Genomic DNA, 13,656 nt, shown 5'->3' on the forward strand with positions numbered 1-13,656 from the left:
CGGCGGCCTGCCGGGGGCGCCCGCGCGGCGTCCCGCGCCGTGGGCGGCCACCGGCGACGAGGAGCGCCCGGTGCTCGCGGTGCCCGTGCCCCGGCTGCTCGGCTCCGTGCTCGCCTCCGGCTCCGCCGTGGTCCTGGCCGCCCTGCTCGTCGCCGCCCCGGTGGCGCTCGTGCTCGACCCCGTGGCAGGGCCGGCGGTGCTCGCGGCCTGGCTGCCCGGGCTGATCAGCTTCGGGGCGGTGGCCTACCGCCGCTTCGAGCAGGGCTACCGCTTCCGGCTGCTGCGCATCCCCGAGGGCATGCGCGTGCGCTACGGACTGTTCAGCGTCCGCTCCCAGACGGTGCCCACCGGGCGGATCCAGGCAGTGGGGGTGGACCAGCCGCTGCTGTGGCGGCCCTTCGGCTGGTACCGGATCCGGGTCAACGTGGCCGGCTACGGTCCCGCCGCGGGGGAGAGCGACGCCATGCGCTCCACCCTGCTGCCCGTCGGCACCCTGCCGGAGGTGCGCACGGTCCTGCACCTGGCCCTGCCCGGCGCCCGGGACGGGGACCTCACGGCCCTGCTCGGGGAAGGACTGCACGGCCTCGGCGCGCAGGGCCGCTACACCACCTCCCCGCGCCGGGCGCGGTGGCTCGACCCCCTGGTGCACCGCCGCACCGGCTTCGCGGCGACGGAGGACGTGCTCGCCGTCCGGTCGGGCCGGCTGAGCCGCCGCACCGACGTCCTGCCGCACGAGAAGACCCAGTCCGTGGCCGTGTCCCAGGGCCCGCTCGAACGTGCCCTGGGACTCGCGGACGTCCAGCTGCACTCGACCCCCGGGCCGGTGACCGTGGCCGTGGCGCACCTCGACACCGGGGACGCCCGGGCCCTGGCGGCCGCCCAGGCCGCGCACGCCGCCGGGGCCCGTAGACTGGCCGACGCCCCGCGCCACCCCCGAACCCCCCTGCAGGAGAGAGCATGACCCGTCCCTCGGACCGCCCCGGACGCCTCGGGGTGGGGATCGTCAGCGCCGGCAGGGTGGGCGCCGTCCTCGGCGCGGCGCTGCGCGCGGCCGGGCACGCCGTGGTCGGGGTCAACGCGGTCTCGAAGGCCAGCCGGGACCGGGCCGAGGCCCTCCTCCCGGACGTGCCCGTCCTGGACGTGCCCGCCGTCCTGGACCGGGCCGAGCTCGTGCTGCTCGCCGTGCCCGACGACGAGCTGCCCGGTCTCGTGCAGGGCCTCGCCGACGCGCAGCTGTGGCAGGCCGGGCAGCTCGTGGTGCACACCGCCGGACGCTGGGGCACCGGTGTCCTCGACCCCGCCCGCCGGCTGGGGGCCATCCCGCTGGCCGTCCACCCGGCGATGACCTTCACGGGACTGAGCCTGGACCTCGCCCGGCTGAGCGACTGTTCGTTCGGGATCACCGCCCCGGCGCCGGTGCTGCCCATCGCCCAGGCGCTCGTGGTGGAGATGGGGGCCGAGCCGGTGGTCGTCGCCGAGGCCGACCGCCCGCTCTACCACGCCGCCCTCGCCCACGGCGCCAACCACCTGATGACCGTCGCCGGGCAGTCGATGCAGGTGCTGCGCGACATCGGCGTGGAGCACCCGGACCGGATGCTCGGCCCCCTGCTGCGCGCGACCCTCGACAACGCCCTGGCCTCCGGGGAGTCGGCGCTGACCGGCCCCGTCGCCCGCGGGGACGCGGGCACCGTGGCCGCCCACCGCGGGGCCCTGGACGAGTACGCCCACGGGCACCAGGGCGACGACGTCCTGCTGGCCTACCTGGACCTCGCCCGCGTCACCGCCCGCCGCGCCCTGGACCGCGGTCTGCTCGACCGCCCCCGCTACGACGCCGTGCTGGCGGCCCTCGACCTCACCGACGGAAGGGACACCCCGTGACCACCTCCACCACCCCCCGCGTCTGCCGGGGCATCGGGGAGTTCCGCGCCGCCCTCGCCGAGCGCCTCGCCGCGGTGCCCGGCGAGGCGTCGCTGGGGCTGGTGCCCACCATGGGGGCGCTGCACGAGGGGCACGCCCACCTGGTGCGCCTCGCGCGGGAGGAGAACGCCGTGGTCGCGGTCTCGATCTTCGTCAACCCGCTCCAGTTCGGCCCGGACGAGGACCTCGAGCGCTATCCGCGCACCCTCGAGGCCGACCTCGAGCTGCTCGCCCGGTGCGGGGCCGACCTCGTGTTCGCCCCCGCCGTGGAGCAGATGTACCCCGACGGCGAGCCGCTGGTGCGGGTGACCGCGGGGCCGCTGGGTGCCGTGCTCGACGGCGCCAGCCGGCCGGGGCACTTCGACGGCGCGCTCACGGTGGTCAACAAGCTGCTCAACATCTCCGCCCCGCCCGGACCGGCTCCCTTCCGGGCCTACTTCGGGGAGAAGGACGCCCAGCAGCTGCTGCTGATGCGCCGGATGGTCGCCGACTTCGACCTGCCGGTCACCGTCCGCCCCGTGCCCATCGTGCGCGACGCCGACGGCCTGGCCCTGTCCTCGCGCAACCGCTACCTCGACGCCGGCCAGCGGCACGCGGCGCTCGTGCTCCCGGCCACCCTGCGGGCGCTCGCGGCCGGAGAGCTGGACCTCGACGCCGCCCGCGCCCGGATCGACGGCGAGAACCAGGTCCGGCTCGACTACCTCGTCGTCGTCGACCCCCGCACGCTGGCGCCCGTGGCGCCCGCTCCCGGGGCCCTCGCCCTCGTCGCGGCGCACGTGGGCGCCACACGGCTGATCGACAACCTGTCCCTCTGAGGTCCGCTGCGCGGACCCCGGGGAGGGATTTGACCCCCGCGATATCCTGGACCACTGTGACCAACGCGCAGAACACCACCCCGACCGTCCAGGACCAGGCCGCCGAGCAGGCCGAGCTCTCCGAGCAGATGCAGTTCCGGCTCGCCAAGCGCGCCCGGCTGCTCGAGTCCGGCCGGGAGGCCTACCCCGTGGGCGTGGAGCGCACGCACACCCTGGCCCAGGTCCGGCAGGCCCACGGCCACCTGGAGCCCGGCGAGGAGACCGGGCAGTTCGTGGGCGTGGCCGGGCGCGTGGTGTTCGTGCGCAACACCGGCAAGCTGTGCTTCGCGACCCTCCAGGAGGGCGACGGCACCCGCCTGCAGGTCATGCTCTCCCTCGCGAAGGTGGGCGAGGAGTCCCTGGCCGAGTGGAAGCAGCTCGTGGACCTCGGCGACTTCGTGGCCGTCCACGGCGAGGTCGTGGCCTCCCGCCGCGGCGAGCTGTCCGTCATGGCCGACGCCTGGTCCATGGCCTCGAAGGCCCTGCGGCCGCTGCCCACGCTGCACAACGAGCTCAACGACGAGACCCGGGTGCGCCGGCGCTACCTCGACCTCATCGTCCGGCCCGAGGCCCGCGACGTCGTGGTGAAGCGGGCGCGGATCATCCAGACGGTGCGCAACGTCCTGGTCGAGCGCGGCTACGTGGAGATCGAGACGCCCATCCTGCAGCTGGTGCACGGCGGGGCGAGCGCCCGGCCGTTCGAGACCCATCTGAACGCCTTCGACCAGGACATGACCCTGCGCATCGCCACGGAGCTCTACCTCAAGCGCGCCGTGGTGGGCGGAATCGAGCGGGTCTTCGAGATCGGCCGGGTCTTCCGCAACGAGGGCGTCGACTCCTCGCACAGCCCGGAGTTCACCACCCTGGAGGCCTACGAGGCCTACGCCGACCAGTTCACGATGGCCGAGCGGATCCAGGAGATCATCCTCGCGTGCGCCGACGCCCTGGGCGTGGACACGATCGAGACCGAGCGGGGCACGATCGACCTGCGCGGACCGTGGCGCTGGCTCTCGGTGTACCCCGCGCTGTCCGAGGCCGTGGGCCGGACGATCACCCCGCGGACGCCCGTGGAGGAGCTCCGCCGGGTCGCCGAGGAGCACGAGGTCGCCGTGGACCCGGCCTGGGACGCGGAGAAGCACGTCCTCGAGCTGTTCGGGGAGATCGTGGAGCCCACGCTGCTCCAGCCGACCTTCGTGTGCGACTACCCGCCCTCGGCGCAGCCGCTGGCCCGTCAGCACCGCTCCGAGCACGGGCTGATCGAGGCCTGGGACCTCATCATCGGCGGCATGGAGCGCGGCACCGCCTTCTCCGAGCTGATCGACCCGGTGGTGCAGCGGGAGCGGCTCACCGAGCAGTCCCGCCGCGCCGCCGCCGGTGACGCCGAGGCCATGCGCCTGGACGAGGACTTCCTGCGCGCCCTCGAGCACGGCGCCCCGCCCATGGGCGGGCTGGGCCTGGGCCTGGACCGGCTGATCATGCTGTTCACCGACCTCGGGATCCGGGAGACCATCCTGTTCCCCCTCATGAAGCCGGAGCAGGACTGAGCCCGTCCGCGGGCCCTCAGCCTCCGTCCAGACCGTCCCGGGAGAATCGCCCCATGGAATACCTCGTGGTCCTGCTGCCCTCCATCAGCGTCGGCATCATCTTCTGGCTGGTCCTGCGGTCGATCCTTCGCGGCGACCGGAGCGAGCGCGCCGCCGAGTCCCGCTCCCAGGAGGACGCGCAGCGCTGGTACGAGCAGATCCGGGAGCGCGACGGCGCCGATGTGCCCTTCGGCCACCGGCGGCGCCGCGGGCGCGGTACGCCGCGCTGACCCGCCGCTCTCCGTCCGCGGCGCCCGGGGGCCTTTCCGATGAATTCGGATCGGTGCCGGGTTTCTTCGCCGAGTTTCCCCGGGAATCCCACCGGAACTTATCCCCTTTTTCGTGCTGACGAATTGTGCCGCGAAATTGTAGGATAAAGTCGGCACCGGGAACACGAGTTCCCGGTGTCGGCCGGAATTCATGATCCGGGCCTACCGTTCCGGCACGGGGGAATCATCAGCAGTTCAGGTCGTGCCGGACCGGCACGACCTCAGCAGGACGAACGCCGAAAGGCGGAGGAGAGTTTCAGCCATGGCACAGACCGTGAAGATCATTCTCGAGGACGACCTCGACGGCGGACCGGCCGAGGAGACCGTCCGCTTCGGGCTGGACGGGACCCAGTACGAGATCGATCTCTCCGAGGAGAACGCCGCGAAGCTGCGCGACGCCGTGCGGCCCTTCATCGCCAAGGCCCGGCGGGCCCAGAGCAAGCAGTCCCCGAAGCAGGCACGCTCCGGCGGCGCCCGCCCCACCGGCAGGTCCAACCCGGACACCGCCGCGATCCGGCAGTGGGCCCGGGAGAACGACCTCCCGGTCTCCGACCGCGGCCGCATCCACCAGGACGTGCAGAAGGCGTACTACGACGCCCACCAGTGAGCGGCTCCGCACCGGTGCCCGGGAAACCACCCGGCGCCGGTGCGGATACCAGCCGGAGGGGCCGGGATTCCGGCCCCTCCTTTTGTGTTCGGCCGGAGTTCCGCCACGGCCCCGCCATAACGCCGTCATAACACCGCCATAACCCTGCTCTAACTCCGGCAGCTCTCCGGCGGCATTCCCTGCGGGCGCGTTCTGCGGGCACCGCGTCCGTTCTGCGCCGGGCCGGGGATATTTCCGCGCACGGATCCCGCCCTACCGCCGGAATAGCCGGGGGCCGGTGCGGGGGCACGGGCGCCGTAATTGCGTCGGTGACCTGCGCTTTCGGTGGTGCGGACGCAAATGCCGATATCGGCCGGGCCTTTTCCGCGGCGCGGGCCGGACCCGTGCCGGCGGGCCGTCTCGCCGGTGGCGAACAGCCCCCCGATCGGGCTCCCGGGTGCGTAGCATCGTCTGCAGACATCGACTGAGGAGTATCCATGTTCGAACGCTTCACCGACCGCGCCCGCCGGGTCGTGGTGCTGGCCCAGGAAGAGGCCAGGATGCTCAACCACAACTACATCGGCACCGAGCACCTGCTGCTCGGGCTGATCCACGAGGGCGAGGGAGTGGCCGCCAAGGCGCTCGACTCGATGGGCATCACCCTCACCGGCGCCCGCGAGCAGGTCCAGGACATCATCGGCCCGGGCCAGCAGGCCCCGTCCGGGCACATCCCCTTCACCCCGCGCGCCAAGAAGGTCCTCGAGCTCTCCCTGCGCGAGGCCCTCCAGCTCGGCCACAACTACATCGGCACCGAGCACATCCTGCTGGGCATCATCCGCGCCGGCGAGGGCGTGGCCGCGCAGGTGCTGACCAAGCTCGGTGCGGAGCCGCAGAAGGTGCGCTCCACCGTGCTGGAGCTGATCTCCGGCTACCAGGGCGGCGGGACCCCCGAGAAGGAGGGCGCCGGCGTGCGCTCGGCCGGGCAGTCCGAGGGCACCCCCGCCGGGTCGGCGGTGCTGGACCAGTTCGGCCGCAACCTCACCGCGGCCGCCCGCGAGGGCAAGCTGGACCCGGTCATCGGGCGCTTCCGCGAGATGGAGCGTGTGATGCAGATCCTCTCCCGGCGCACCAAGAACAACCCGGTGCTGATCGGCGAGCCCGGCGTCGGCAAGACCGCGGTGGTCGAGGGCCTGGCCCAGGCCATCGTGCGCGGCGACGTCCCCGAGACCCTCAAGGACAAGCACCTCTACACCCTGGACCTCGGCTCCCTCGTGGCGGGCTCCCGCTACCGCGGTGACTTCGAGGAGCGGCTCAAGAAGGTGCTCAAAGAGATCCGCACCCGCGGTGACATCATCCTGTTCATCGACGAGATCCACACCCTCGTCGGCGCCGGCGCGGCCGAGGGCGCGATCGACGCCGCGTCGATCCTGAAGCCCATGCTCGCCCGCGGGGAGCTGCAGACCATCGGCGCGACCACGCTCGACGAGTACCGCAAGCACATCGAGAAGGACGCCGCCCTGGAGCGCCGCTTCCAGCCGATCCAGGTGGACGAGCCCTCCGAGGCGCACGCCGTGGAGATCCTCAAGGGCCTGCGCGACAAGTACGAGGCCCACCACCGCGTCTCCATCTCGGACGAGGCCCTCGAGGCCGCCGTCCACCTGGCGGCCCGGTACATCTCCGACCGCTTCCTCCCGGACAAGGCGATCGACCTGATCGACGAGGCCGGCGCCCGGCTGCGGATCAAGCGGATGACCGCTCCGCCGGAGATCAAGGAGCTCGACGACCGCATCACCGAGGTGAAGCGGCTCAAGGAGGCCGCCATCGACGGCCAGGACTACGAGAAGGCCGCCTCGCTGCGCGACACCGAGCAGAAGCTCATCGCCGAGCGCGACGACAAGGACCGGGCCTGGCGCGAGGGCGGTGACGAGCTCGCCGAGGTGACCCCCGAGGTCATCTCCGACGTGCTCTCCGCCTCCACCGGGGTGCCCGTGTACAAGCTCACCGAGGAGGAGACGGGCCGTCTCCTGCACATGGAGGACGAGCTGCACAAGCGCATCATCGGCCAGGACGACGCCATCAAGGCGCTGTCCCGCTCGATGCGGCGCACCCGCGCCGGCCTGAAGGACCCGAAGCGTCCCGGCGGCTCGTTCATCTTCGCGGGCCCCACCGGCGTGGGCAAGACCGAGCTCGCGAAGGCGCTCGCGGAGTTCCTGTTCGGGGACGAGGACGCCCTCATCACCCTGGACATGTCCGAGTACCAGGAGAAGCACACCGTCTCGCGCCTGTTCGGGGCCCCTCCCGGCTACGTGGGCTACGAGGAGGGCGGGCAGCTCACCGAGAAGGTGCGCCGCAAGCCGTTCTCCGTGGTGCTCTTCGACGAGGTCGAGAAGGCCCACCAGGACCTGTTCAACTCCCTGCTGCAGATCCTCGAGGACGGCCGGCTGACCGACTCGCAGGGCCGAGTGGTGGACTTCAAGAACACCGTGATCATCATGACCACGAACCTGGGCACCAAGGACATCTCGCGGGCCGTGCCCGTGGGCTTCCAGACCGGGGTGGACTCCGCCTCCAGCTACGAGCGGATGCAGGCCAAGGTCCAGGACGAGCTCAAGGAGCACTTCCGCCCCGAGTTCCTCAACCGCGTGGACGAGATCATCGTCTTCCCGCAGCTGACGGAGTCGGAGATCGTCCAGATCGTGGACCTCTTCGTGGCCCGGCTGCAGGAGCGGCTGCGGGACCAGGGCATGTCGATCGAGCTCACCGACGCCGCCAAGGTGTGGGTCAGCCGCCGCGGCTACGACCCGGCGATGGGTGCCCGGCCGCTGCGCCGCACCATGCAGCGGGAGATCGAGGACCGGCTCTCGGAGAAGATCCTCTTCGGGGAGATCAGCTCCGGGGAGAAGATCACCGTGGGCACCGAGGGGGAGGGCGACAAGCAGGTCCTCACCTTCTCCTCCACCCCGATGTACGACCTGACCGGCGACGGGATGGTCGACCCGATGGGCGGCTTCGAGGACGTCGAGGTCGTCCGCGGGGACGGGGAGCACGGCGCCGAGGGCTGAGCCTCTCCCGCCGGACGGAAGGGCCCGCCGCGCAGCTGCGCGGCGGGCCCTTCCGCGTCCCCCGAAGTGCGGGCGGCCTCGGGGCGACATGCCCCGCGGCCTGCGGAGTTAGCGAGCGTACACTTGCCGCGTGACCGAACTGCGCCTGCGACCCGCCCGCACCTCCGACGTCCCCGCGATCAAGGAGCTGGTGGCCCCGCTGGCCCGGGCCGGGGTGCTGATCAACAAGGACACGGTCGCCTACTACGAGGGCATCCAGGAGTTCCTCGTCGCCGAGGACGCCGGGACCCCGGGGCGTCTCGTCGGCTGCGGGGCCCTGCACGTGATGTGGGAGGACCTCGGCGAGGTCCGGACCCTGGCCACCTCCGACGCCTGGCGCGGGCGCGGAGTGGGGCGCGCCCTGCTGGCGGGTCTCATCGAGCGGGCCCGGGCCGTGGGGGTCTCCCGGGTGTTCTGCCTGACCTTCGAGGTGGACTTCTTCCGCCGGTACGGCTTCGAGGTGATGCCCAACCAGCAGCAGCTGGACCCGGACGTCTTCGCCGAGCTGATGCGCTCCCACGACGAGGGCGTGGCCGAGTACCTCGACCTGGCGCGGGTGAAGCCGAACACGCTCGGCAACACCCGGATGATCCTCGAGCTCAGCCCGGAAGGCTGATCCCCGCGGGGCCGCGCGCCGCCAGGCCGTCCTGGACCAGCCCGTCCAGGGCACGGCGGCGCTGCTCCTCCGGGGCGCCCAGACCGTGCAGGGCGTCCAGGGCGCGCAGCACCTCGGGCGCCGGCACGGTGCCCGGGGCGACGTCCACCGGTCCGGTCAGGTGCGGTTCCGGCACGGGGTCGCGCCCGGCCCGCAGCACGGCGAGCACGGCGCCGCGCACCTGGCGGTCCGTGCCGTGCCAGCTCTGCCCGCGGGGGGCCTCCGCCGGCTCGGGACGGCCCGCGGCGACCCACGCGCACGCGTGCCGGACGGGGCACTGCTCGCAGCGCGGTGAGCGGGCGGTGCAGATCACCGCGCCGAGCTCCATCACCGCCTGGTTCCAGCGCACGGCGAGGGCGTCCTCCTCCGGCATCAGCTGCTCGGCGAGCCGGGTCTCCGCGGCCGTCAGGGAGCGGGACGGCAGGCCCCGTCCCGAGACCACGCGGGCCTGCACGCGGCGGATGTTGGTGTCCACGACCACCTGCCGGTCCCCGAAGGCGAACACCGCGATCGCGGCGGCGGTGTAGGCGCCCACGCCGGGCAGGGCCAGCAGCTCGTCGTGCCCCGCCGGGACGCGCCCGCCGTGGCGCTCGGTGATCTCGACCGCGGCCGCGTGCAGGCGCAGGGCCCGCCGCGGATAGCCCAGCCGGCCCCAGGCCCGCACCGCCTCGCCGGTGCTCGCGGCCGCGAGGTCGGCCGGGTGCGGCCAGCGCTGCAGCCAGGCCCGCCACACGGGCAGCACGCGTGCCACGGGGGTCTGCTGGAGCATGAACTCGCTGACCATGACGCCCCACGGGGAGCAGTCCGGGTCCCGCCACGGGAGGTCCCGGGCGGCGACGTCGAACCAGCCGGTCACGGCGCGGTGCAGGTCCGGCAGGCCGGGGTGCACGGCGGGGGCGGGGGCGGGACGGGAGCTCATCGCACCCACTGTAGCCTTGGTGGCATGGCGCAGAAGGGTTCCGGGAGCACCCCCCACGGACGGTCGGGAAACGGTCACGACGACGACGGACGGGCTCCTCGCACCTCCGACCCGCGGCGGGTGAGCCCCGAGGTCTACCGGCGCCGGCGGATCGTCGCCGCGGTCGCGGCGGGCGTGCTGCTGCTGCTCGTGGCCGTGGGGATCGGTGCGGCGGTCGTGGCCATGCTCGGCTCCGACGAGCCGGAGGCCGCCCCCGCCCCGGCGGCGGCCAGCGCCGCTCCCACGGTCTCCCGGGAGCCCTTCGCCGACTTCACGCCGCGGCCCGACGAGAGCCCCTCCGCCTCCGCGTCGGCGGCCGCCACGGAGGCACCGGCCGAGGAGTGCGGGGCCGACCTGGCCGTGCGGGCGTCCACGGACCGGGAGAGCTACCGCGAGGGCGAGGAGCCCGTGCTGGTGCTCACCCTGGAGAACACGGGGGACGATCCCTGCACGGTCAACGCCGGGACCTCGCAGATGGTCTACGAGGTGAGCTCGGGCGCGGACACCGTCTTCGACAGCCGGCACTGCCAGGCCGGCTCGGAGGACGCCGAGCGCACCCTCGAACCGGGGCAGGAGGAGAGCGCCCGGCTGACGTGGAACCGCCAGCGCACCGCCGAGGGCTGCGCGGAGGCGGGCGGCGAGGCCCAGCCCGGGTACTACCGCCTGCTGGTCTCCCTCGGGGAGCGCACGAGCGAGCCGGCGGCGTTCGTCCTGGAGTGAGCGGGACGCGCCCGGCTCACATGAAGCGTTCGAGCAGGCTGGTCTCGGCCATCCTCGAGAGCGACTCGCGGACCGTGCGGGCCCGCTGCTCGCCGATGCCCTCCACCGCCTTGAGGTCCTCGAGGTTGGCGGCCATGAGGGACTGCAGCCCGTCGAACTGGCGCACCAGGCGGTTGGCCACCGCCCGCGGCATCGACTTGATGCCCTCCAGCAGCCGGTAGCCGTGCGGGTGCAGGTCCGTCTCCAGGCTGCCCTGCGGCTCGATCAGCCCCACCGACACCGCGATCCGCTGGAGGTCGATGAGCTCCGCCGGGGTGAGCTCCGCGAGGCTCTCCAGTCCCTGGTCGATGCCCTCCGCCGGAGTGTCGTCGGGCAGGTAGTCCCGCAGCACGACGTCGGGCCCCGGGCCCGTGCCCGCGGTCAGCTCCTCGAGCTGCAGGGCGATGAGCCGGCCGTCCACGCCCAGCTCGAGGACGTACCAGCCGATCTCGGAGGAGATCCGCCGCACCATCTCCATGCGCTGCAGGGTCAGCGCCACGTCCCGCACGGTCACGGACGCCTCGATCTCCAGCGAGGAGAGGTTGCCGAGGACCTGCTCCATGCGGTTGCTGTAGTGCTCCAGCGTCTGCAGCGCCTGGTTGGCGCGGGCCATGATCGACTGGGAGCCCTCGATCGCGTAGCGGGTCTCGCCCACGTAGATGGTGATGACGCTCATCGACTGGCTCACCGAGATCACCGGGACCCCGGTCTCCTTGGCGGTGCGCTCCGCCGAGCGGTGCCGGGTGCCGGACTCGCTGGTGTCGATCGAGGCGTCCGGCACGAGCTGCACCCCGGCCTTGAGGATGCGGGTGGCGTCCCGGTCGCAGATGATGGCGCCGTCCATCTTGGCCAGTTCCCGCAGCTTGGGCGCGGAGAAGTCGGTATTGATGTCGAAGCCCCCGGAGCAGATCGCCTCCACGGACCGGTCGAAGCCCAGCACCAGCAGGCCACCGGTGCGGCCGCGCAGGATCCGTTCGAGACCGGTGCGCAGCTCGGTGCCCGGTGCGATGCGGGCCAGCGTCTTGCGCAGTGCGTTCTCAGGGGTCTTCGCCACGGTCACATCATACGGCCGCGGCGGTCTGCCGCTTCTGCCCGGAACCGGCGCCCGACCGGGGGAAGAGCAGCTCCATGGCCTCGGTGATCGTGGTCACCTCCCGCACGGTGAAGCCGGCCGGGACCGCACCCGGTCCGGTCGAGCTGGCCGGCACCACCGCGTGGGTGAAGCCGAGCCGGGCGACCTCCTGGATGCGGCGGCCGATGCCCGGGACGGGCCGCACCTCGCCGGCCAGGCCGACCTCCCCGAAGCACACGAGCCGCTGGGGGAGGGGCCGGTCCTGCGCGGCGGAGGCCAGGGCCATGGCCACGGCGAGATCGGTGGAGGGCTCCGTGAGCTTGACCCCGCCGACCGTGGAGACGTAGCAGTCCAGCCCGGCCAGGTTCACCCCGGCCCGGCGCTGCAGGACGGCGAGCAGCATCGCCACGCGCGAGGAGTCCAGTCCGGCCGTGGCACGCCGGGGCTGCGCGGTGGCGGAGCGGTCCAGCAGCGCCTGCACCTCGGCGAGGAGGGGGCGGCGGCCCTCGAGCGTGACGGTCAGGCACGTCCCGGAGACCGGCATGGCCGTGCGGGATACGAACAGGCCAGAGGGGTCCTCGACGCTCGTGATGCCGGTCTCGGTGAGGTCGAAGCAGCCGACCTCGTCGGTGGGCCCGTAGCGGTTCTTCACCGCCCGCAGCAGCCGGATCCGCGAGTGCTTCTCGCCCTCGAACTGGCACACCACGTCCACGAGGTGCTCCAGCAGCCGGGGGCCGGCGATGGAGCCGTCCTTGGTCACGTGGCCGACGAGCAGGGTGGTCATGTTCCGCTTCTTGGCCGCGGCGATGAGGGAGGCCGCGACCTCGCGCACCTGCGTGACCCCGCCGGCGGAGCCCTCGACCTCGGCGCTGGCCAGCGTCTGCACGGAGTCGACCACGAGCAGGCGGGGCGAGATCGTCTCGATGTGGCCCAGGGCGGTGGCGAGATCCGTCTCCGCGGTCAGGAAGAGGGTGGGGGCGACGGCGCTGATCCGGTCCGCGCGCAGCTTCACCTGCGCGGCGGACTCCTCGCCGGTGACGTAGAGGACGTCGCGGGTCCCCGTGCCGGCGCCCTCGGCGAAGCGGGCGGCGACGTCGAGCAGCAGCGTCGACTTCCCGACCCCCGGCTCCCCGGCCATCAGGACGACCGCCCCGGGCACGAGGCCGCCGCCGAGGACCCGGTCCAGCTCCGGCACGCCGGTGGGCGCCGACGTCGCGACGGTGGCGTCGACCTGGGCGATGGGCCGGGCGGGCTCGGCGATGGAGCGTGCCGCAGTGGTGCGGGCCTTGTGCTCGCCGATCTCCTCGACCGTGCCCCACGCCTGGCACTCCCCGCACCGGCCCACCCACTTGGCCGTGCTCCAGCCGCACTCGGTGCAGCGGTAGGCGGGGGAGTTGCGGCGGGTGCGGGTGCTCATGGCGACCAGGCTATCGGCCGCGGCGGACGGCCTAAGCGGACGGCCTCAGCGGACGGCGCAGCGCCGGCCTCGGCGCCGGCTCAGCCCAGGTCGAGGAAGGAGCAAAGCTCGGCGAAGGCCTCGGGGACCACGGAGTAGTGGGCCCACTTGCCGCGCTGCTCGCGGGTGACCAGCCCGGCGTCGACGAGCCTCTTCATGTGGTGGCTCACCGTGGGCTGGCTGATGTCCACCACCGCGGTCAGGTCGCACACGCAGACCGCGCTGCAGCCCTGCGCCGCCACGTGCGAGAGCAGCCGCAGGCGGGTGGGGTCGGACAGGGCCTTGAGCCGGCCGGCGATCCGCTGGGCGTCGTCGGGGGTCATGGGCCCGCCCGAGAGCGAGCAGCACTCCGTGCCCGTCGTGCCGGGGACGCACTGATCGGCAGCGGCGGCCTGAAGATCCGGTGCGGCAGTCATCCCCCCACTATACATTGACGTGTGTCAATA

The 13,656-nt window shown here is 73.1% G+C and carries 13 protein-coding genes; 9 read left to right on the forward strand and 4 right to left on the reverse strand.

Annotated elements, in window-relative coordinates; all coding sequences use genetic code 11:
- The 8 genes from ABL57_RS19950 to ABL57_RS19985 form a co-directional block, all read left to right on the forward strand.
- Positions 1-961 (forward strand): PH domain-containing protein (locus ABL57_RS19950; protein ID WP_047805233.1); only part of this gene is annotated, 961 nt, incomplete at its 5' end.
- Complete coding sequence (locus tag ABL57_RS19955) at positions 958-1,878, forward strand: Rossmann-like and DUF2520 domain-containing protein (RefSeq protein WP_047805234.1); 921 nt, start codon at positions 958-960, stop codon at positions 1,876-1,878. The genes ABL57_RS19950 and ABL57_RS19955, both read left to right, overlap by 4 nt.
- Complete coding sequence (panC, locus tag ABL57_RS19960; protein ID WP_047805235.1) at positions 1,875-2,732, forward strand: pantoate--beta-alanine ligase; 858 nt, start codon at positions 1,875-1,877, stop codon at positions 2,730-2,732. The genes ABL57_RS19955 and panC overlap by 4 nt, the downstream gene beginning before the upstream one ends.
- A 56-nt stretch (positions 2,733-2,788) precedes the next feature.
- Positions 2,789-4,315 carry a lysine--tRNA ligase gene (gene lysS, locus ABL57_RS19965; RefSeq protein ID WP_047805236.1) on the forward strand — a complete coding sequence of 509 codons (1,527 nt, stop codon included), beginning with the start codon at positions 2,789-2,791 and terminating at the stop codon, positions 4,313-4,315.
- A gap of 53 nt (positions 4,316-4,368) precedes the next feature.
- On the forward strand, positions 4,369-4,584 hold the full coding sequence (locus tag ABL57_RS19970) for a hypothetical protein (protein ID WP_047805237.1): 216 nt from the start codon (positions 4,369-4,371) through the stop codon (positions 4,582-4,584).
- Between the two features lie 301 nt (positions 4,585-4,885).
- Positions 4,886-5,230, forward strand: a complete 345-nt coding sequence (locus ABL57_RS19975) for an Lsr2 family protein (protein ID WP_047805238.1) — start codon at positions 4,886-4,888, stop codon at positions 5,228-5,230.
- Between the two features lie 476 nt (positions 5,231-5,706).
- Positions 5,707-8,271 carry an ATP-dependent Clp protease ATP-binding subunit gene (locus ABL57_RS19980; protein WP_047805239.1) on the forward strand — a complete coding sequence of 855 codons (2,565 nt, stop codon included), beginning with the start codon at positions 5,707-5,709 and terminating at the stop codon, positions 8,269-8,271.
- Between the two features lie 130 nt (positions 8,272-8,401).
- The gene (locus ABL57_RS19985) at positions 8,402-8,926 is read left to right on the forward strand and encodes an amino-acid N-acetyltransferase (RefSeq protein ID WP_047805240.1); all 525 of its coding nucleotides are present in this window, start codon (positions 8,402-8,404) and stop codon (positions 8,924-8,926) included.
- On the opposite strand, the gene ABL57_RS19990 is transcribed toward ABL57_RS19985, so the two are convergent.
- Positions 8,910-9,884, reverse strand: a complete 975-nt coding sequence (locus ABL57_RS19990) for an A/G-specific adenine glycosylase (protein WP_047805241.1) — start codon at positions 9,882-9,884, stop codon at positions 8,910-8,912. The genes ABL57_RS19985 and ABL57_RS19990 overlap by 17 nt on opposite strands.
- Positions 9,885-9,908: 24 nt before the next feature.
- On the opposite strand from ABL57_RS19990, the gene ABL57_RS19995 reads away from it, so the two are divergent.
- Complete coding sequence (locus tag ABL57_RS19995; protein WP_238986145.1) at positions 9,909-10,643, forward strand: hypothetical protein; 735 nt, start codon at positions 9,909-9,911, stop codon at positions 10,641-10,643.
- Positions 10,644-10,659: 16 nt separating this feature from the next.
- Here the strand turns inward: ABL57_RS19995 and disA are convergent, their stop codons facing one another.
- The 3 genes from disA to ABL57_RS20010 all read right to left on the reverse strand — a co-directional run bounded on the left by disA (position 10,660) and on the right by ABL57_RS20010 (position 13,626).
- Positions 10,660-11,736: a DNA integrity scanning diadenylate cyclase DisA gene (disA, locus tag ABL57_RS20000; RefSeq protein ID WP_047805261.1), complete on the reverse strand. Its 1,077-nt coding sequence runs from the start codon at positions 11,734-11,736 to the stop codon at positions 10,660-10,662.
- A 7-nt stretch (positions 11,737-11,743) separates the two neighbouring features.
- Positions 11,744-13,171 carry a DNA repair protein RadA gene (gene radA / locus ABL57_RS20005; protein ID WP_047805243.1) on the reverse strand — a complete coding sequence of 476 codons (1,428 nt, stop codon included), beginning with the start codon at positions 13,169-13,171 and terminating at the stop codon, positions 11,744-11,746.
- A gap of 80 nt (positions 13,172-13,251) precedes the next feature.
- The gene (locus tag ABL57_RS20010) at positions 13,252-13,626 is read right to left on the reverse strand and encodes a helix-turn-helix transcriptional regulator (protein WP_047805244.1); all 375 of its coding nucleotides are present in this window, start codon (positions 13,624-13,626) and stop codon (positions 13,252-13,254) included.
- Between the last annotated feature and the right edge of the window lie 30 nt (positions 13,627-13,656).

This window comes from Kocuria sp. SM24M-10 (genome assembly GCF_001027955.1).
GTDB classification, from domain to species: domain Bacteria; phylum Actinomycetota; class Actinomycetes; order Actinomycetales; family Micrococcaceae; genus Kocuria; species Kocuria oceani.

What these genes read in the sequence shown, in the direction of transcription:
- ABL57_RS20010 (WP_047805244.1), bottom strand. Translation starts at nt 13,626, where the DNA reads ATGACTGCCGCACCGGATCTTCAGGCCGCCGCTGCCGATCAGTGCGTC.
- ABL57_RS19970 (WP_047805237.1), top strand. Translation starts at nt 4,369, where the DNA reads ATGGAATACCTCGTGGTCCTGCTGCCCTCCATCAGCGTCGGCATCATC.
- ABL57_RS19975 (WP_047805238.1), top strand. Translation starts at nt 4,886, where the DNA reads ATGGCACAGACCGTGAAGATCATTCTCGAGGACGACCTCGACGGCGGA.
- radA (WP_047805243.1), bottom strand. Translation starts at nt 13,171, where the DNA reads ATGAGCACCCGCACCCGCCGCAACTCCCCCGCCTACCGCTGCACCGAG.
- ABL57_RS19955 (WP_047805234.1), top strand. Translation starts at nt 958, where the DNA reads ATGACCCGTCCCTCGGACCGCCCCGGACGCCTCGGGGTGGGGATCGTC.
- ABL57_RS19995 (WP_238986145.1), top strand. Translation starts at nt 9,909, where the DNA reads ATGGCGCAGAAGGGTTCCGGGAGCACCCCCCACGGACGGTCGGGAAAC.
- ABL57_RS19990 (WP_047805241.1), bottom strand. Translation starts at nt 9,884, where the DNA reads ATGAGCTCCCGTCCCGCCCCCGCCCCCGCCGTGCACCCCGGCCTGCCG.
- ABL57_RS19980 (WP_047805239.1), top strand. Translation starts at nt 5,707, where the DNA reads ATGTTCGAACGCTTCACCGACCGCGCCCGCCGGGTCGTGGTGCTGGCC.